The 4,214-nt window shown below is 35.3% G+C and carries 3 protein-coding genes and 1 pseudogene; 2 read left to right on the top strand and 2 right to left on the bottom strand.

The window, feature by feature from the left end:
* The first annotated feature begins 356 nt into the window (after positions 1-356).
* Positions 357-1,742, top strand: coding sequence for a dihydrolipoyl dehydrogenase (gene lpdA / locus IHO40_RS05355; protein WP_225537109.1), 1,386 nt, complete (start codon positions 357-359; stop codon positions 1,740-1,742).
* A 1-nt stretch (position 1,743) separates the two neighbouring features.
* Here lpdA and IHO40_RS05910 read toward each other — a convergent pair whose 3' ends face one another.
* The gene (locus tag IHO40_RS05910; RefSeq protein WP_255586016.1) at positions 1,744-1,875 is read right to left on the bottom strand and encodes a hypothetical protein; all 132 of its coding nucleotides are present in this window, start codon (positions 1,873-1,875) and stop codon (positions 1,744-1,746) included.
* A 338-nt stretch (positions 1,876-2,213) separates the two neighbouring features.
* Between IHO40_RS05910 and IHO40_RS05360 the strand changes: the two are divergent.
* A pseudogene (locus tag IHO40_RS05360) lies at positions 2,214-3,237 on the top strand (UDP-N-acetylglucosamine--N-acetylmuramyl-(pentapeptide) pyrophosphoryl-undecaprenol N-acetylglucosamine transferase).
* Here IHO40_RS05360 and gshB read toward each other — a convergent pair.
* Positions 3,234-4,154 (bottom strand): glutathione synthase, encoded by a 921-nt coding sequence (gene gshB, locus IHO40_RS05365; protein ID WP_225537110.1) that lies wholly within the window; start codon positions 4,152-4,154, stop codon positions 3,234-3,236. The pseudogene IHO40_RS05360 and the gene gshB overlap by 4 nt on opposite strands.
* Positions 4,155-4,214 lie beyond the last annotated feature (60 nt).

The raw sequence follows: 4,214 nt of genomic DNA on the forward strand, positions 1-4,214 counted from the left end.
CTTTCGTCAAGTCGTAGATTTTGTGTTTTTTTGATTATTCCTGACTATCATAAAAGGGCCATAAATGACAAGAAAAGGAGGCATTGGGATGACGGAAAAGGGCTACTTGAATGACAGGAGGAGGGGCTACTTGGATGACAATCCATAACTTTGTTATTCCAGCGTGTGACGCTGGAATCTAGGAATTTTATTAGGTTGGTAAACATAAAAGTAGTCTTATGTAAAAACACAAAGTTTTCAATGGGATTAAATGAGGGCTGGATTCTAGTGCCATCTACTTGAATGACACGAGGTAACGCCGTTGATTATATAGATTCCGTCTGTTATATATAGTCTTTTTAATACAAAGAAAACTGATGAGTGAGTATGATGTTACTGTTATAGGTAGCGGTCCTGGTGGTTATATGGCTGCAATTAGAGCAGCGAAGCTTGGGTTTAAAACTGCGATTATTGAGAAAGAGAAGAATTTAGGTGGTATATGCCTAAATTGGGGTTGTATACCAACAAAATCTCTGCTTAGAGCATCTGAAATTTATAGATTAATAAGAAGATCAGAGGAATTTGGTATAAAAGTAAAAGATACAAGCTTTGATATTCAGTCAATAGTGAAATACTCAAGAAAAGTCGTTGATAAGTTATCAAAAGGTGTTGCGTATTTGATGAAGAAGAATAACGTCAAAATTCACCAAGGACTTGGTAAACTTGCTGGTAACTATACCATAAAAATCTTCAATAGTAAGGAGGAACAAGAAATTGTTTCCAAGCATGTTATTTTAGCAACAGGTGTGAGAGCGAGGAACCTGCCTGGAATAGAGATAGATGGAAATTTAATATGGAATGCACAGCATGCTATGATTCCGGATAGATTGCCAAAATCACTACTAGTTATAGGATCTGGTGCAGTCGGAGTAGAATTTGCAAGTTTTTATAGTACTTTGGGAGTTGAAGTAACAATTGTAGAAGTAAAAGACACTATTTTACCATTGGAAGACAGAGAGATTTCAAATTTAGCGCAAGAAATACTTACAAGACAGGGAATAAAGATATATACAAACAATAGTGTAAAAACTTTTACTAAAAATAAAGGCTCTACTCAGGTGCAACTAAGTAGTGGTGAGAGCAAAGAATTCGATAGAGTAATTGTTGCAGTTGGCGTTCAGGCAAACACTGAAAATATAGGGTTAGAAAATACAGAAATTAAATTAAGCTCTTCTGGTTTTATTGAAACGAATGAATGGTATGAAACGAGCGAACCTAAGATGTATGCGATAGGTGATGTAGCTGGCCCACCGTGTTTAGCGCATAAGGCAAGTCATGAAGCTGTGATCTGCGTTGAAAAGATTGCTGACAAAAGTCCTCGTAGGTTAAAAAAAGAGTGCATACCAAATTGCACTTACTCTCACCCGCAGATAGCAAGTGTTGGCCTTACTGAAGAACAGGCAATAAAAAATGGGTATAATATAAAGATAGGAAAATTTCATGCTAATTTTAATGGTAAGTCCATTGCACTCGGTGAAACCGAAGGGTTAGTAAAAACAGTGGTTGATAAAAAAACAGGCGAACTTCTTGGCGCTCACATGATAGGAGCAGAAGTAACAGAGTTAATCAGCAATTTTGCTCTTGCAAAGCAGCTGGAAGGAACAGACTCCGACATGAAGTCTACGGTCTTTCCTCATCCAACCATTTCAGAAATGATACACGAATCGGTTCTTGCAGCGGACGATGAATCGTTAAACAGTTGAATTAGCGTTTCATTGCTTTAACATCATCAATATTTTGAGTTGTAGCTTGACTGGGTATTTTAACTCCGACAGGTTGATTACCAGCACCAGATTTCTGTAACCTTTCTTTTAACCCTTCAGCTGCTTTTTTCACTGCTTTTGATTAAGATCCTCTGGATTTTTTTTACCACTTTGCTTGACTGTTGTTCCAGTACTCATATCTTACCTTCTTACTGATTGTAATTTTTACATTGCTCTTGCTGAGGTAGATCACCGACTGAATTGAAGAGAGCTTTTATTATATCTTTTTAACAGTCATAGAAAATTTCCGCTTTTGCCTTCTCCTTGTCCTTAAGGCTTATTTTTCACGTTAGATTCTTTTTTACTATTGTTTTCAGACATTTCTGATCCCATATCATAAAGCTTAGTAAAATTTTACATGCAAATTGTTAAGTAATGGTCGACAATCTAGTATTAATTTACTATACACAAATGGATATCATTCTAGCAACAGGTGGTACAGGTGGACACATTTTTCCAGCTATAACCTTAGCAGGAGCACTAAAGATACAAGGATATAATAGCATATTATTTACTGATAAAAAAACGGATAAAAATACTGATATGGAAAATTATACCCTGCCGTTATATAAACCAAGCAGCAATAAATTTAAGTTTTTTGATATATAGTTGTGTGTTGGCACTGTATCAAATAAGAAAGTTGAAGCCAAAACTAGTCATTGGTTTTGGTAGCTATGCTTCTTTTCCAACTCTTCTTGCAGCAAAGATTCTCTCTATACCTATAATTTTGCATGAACAAAATACAGTTTTAGGGAGAGTAAACAGATTCTTTTCCAAAAGTGCTAAATTAATTGCAACTAGCTTTCCAGAAACTAAATATGCGAGGAGCAGTAAATGTGTTTTTACAGGGAATTTCGTTAATATAAAGGCGCAAGGCTATTCTTGTACTGAGAAAACCCTAAACATATTAATAATAGCAGGTAGTCAAGGCGCAAGTTTTTTTGATAATATAGTGAGTAACGTAATTTGTAATCTGCCTACTGAAATGAAAGGAAAGATTAGAGTAACACAGCAATGTACGAAGAAAAATATGGACAGAGTTAGGGGCCTATATGAGAGTGAAAGGATCTATTGTGAATTGAGTGAGTTTTTTAACGATATGGAAAGTAGGCTAGTGAGTGCTCATTTGATAATTAGCAGAGCAGGAGCAACCTCGATAGCGGAAATCACTCTTGCTGAGCGCCCCGCTATATATATTCCTTATCCTCACTCAAAAGATAGTCATCAATTTTATAACGCAAAATATATTGAAGATTCAGGGGCAGCTGTAATAGTTGAGCAAAATAGTGAAGTGAAAAAAAGCTTAAGAGAGTTGCTAGTTGATCTATTACAAAATAGTCAAAAATTGCGTGATATGGCTAATAATACTAAGAGAACAAGAATAAGGAATGGGGTTACTGAGTTTATTAATGTAATAGCTCAAGAATTTAGTTAACGGGTATGGCTGCTTGCTTTTTCTTCGAATGTATCCCAAAGATTTCTTTCTAGCAATGTATTATATAATTCGTTGATGAAAACTACTCCCGTGGGTGAAGTTGTGTTAATTTCGAGAAGAAAGCTACCTATAATGTCAATACCAACAAATATTAGCCCTCTTTTCTTTAATTCAGGGCCAATTTTATTACATATTTCATTGTCTCTATCGTTCATTTGAGCAGGTCCAAAACTTGCTCCGAGCCGCAAGTTTGTTCTAATCTCTCCATCTCTTGGAACTCGTTTCATTATTCCAATTGGTTGGCCATCGAGTAATAATATTCTTTTATCTTTGTCTATATTTTTGCAAAATGCCTGTACAACTACAGGACACTCATATTTTGCGATCATGAGTTCAACTACTACTTGAATACTGTTTTCATCTTGTATTCTTATTACATCGTTTCCTCCATAGCTATACAATGGTTTCAGAATAATATCTCTGTAATTATGGTAAAAATCTCTAATCATCGATACATTCTCAGTAATTAAAGTTGGTGGAGTTAGTTCTGGAAACAGTGAAGTAATTAGTTTTTCGGGACAGTTTCTTATCTCTGTTGGATTATTAATTACCAATGCGCTAGTTTTTTCTAAAATATAGGTGGTTGTAATATAACGCACATCAAAGGGTGGATCCTGCCTGATAAATATGATATCCATTTCACTCAAATTGATGGTTACATCTTTTTTAGAGATGAAACTAAAATCTTTAACGCTGACTTTCTGAGCAAGAGCGATTGGCTGATTTAACTTTAGTGCTAAATTGTTAGGGACATAGAAAAAAACTTCGTGCTCCCTCCTTTGTGCCTCCTTTATTAATGCAAATGTGGTGTCAGTTTCAAAGTTTATATTTTCATTCATTTGAAAAGCTACTCTCATTTGTACATCACCTTTGACATAAAATTGCCACTGGGAACTAAATTTCCATTAATGGCGTAA

It is taken from the genome of Wolbachia endosymbiont of Mansonella ozzardi (assembly GCF_020278625.1).
In the GTDB taxonomy this organism is placed as follows: Bacteria; Pseudomonadota; Alphaproteobacteria; order Rickettsiales; family Anaplasmataceae; genus Wolbachia.

Excerpts from the sequence above, each read along its gene's own strand:
- lpdA (WP_225537109.1), top strand. The coding sequence starts at position 357 with ATGAGTGAGTATGATGTTACTGTTATAGGTAGCGGTCCTGGTGGTTAT.
- gshB (WP_225537110.1), bottom strand. The coding sequence starts at position 4,154 with ATGAGAGTAGCTTTTCAAATGAATGAAAATATAAACTTTGAAACTGAC.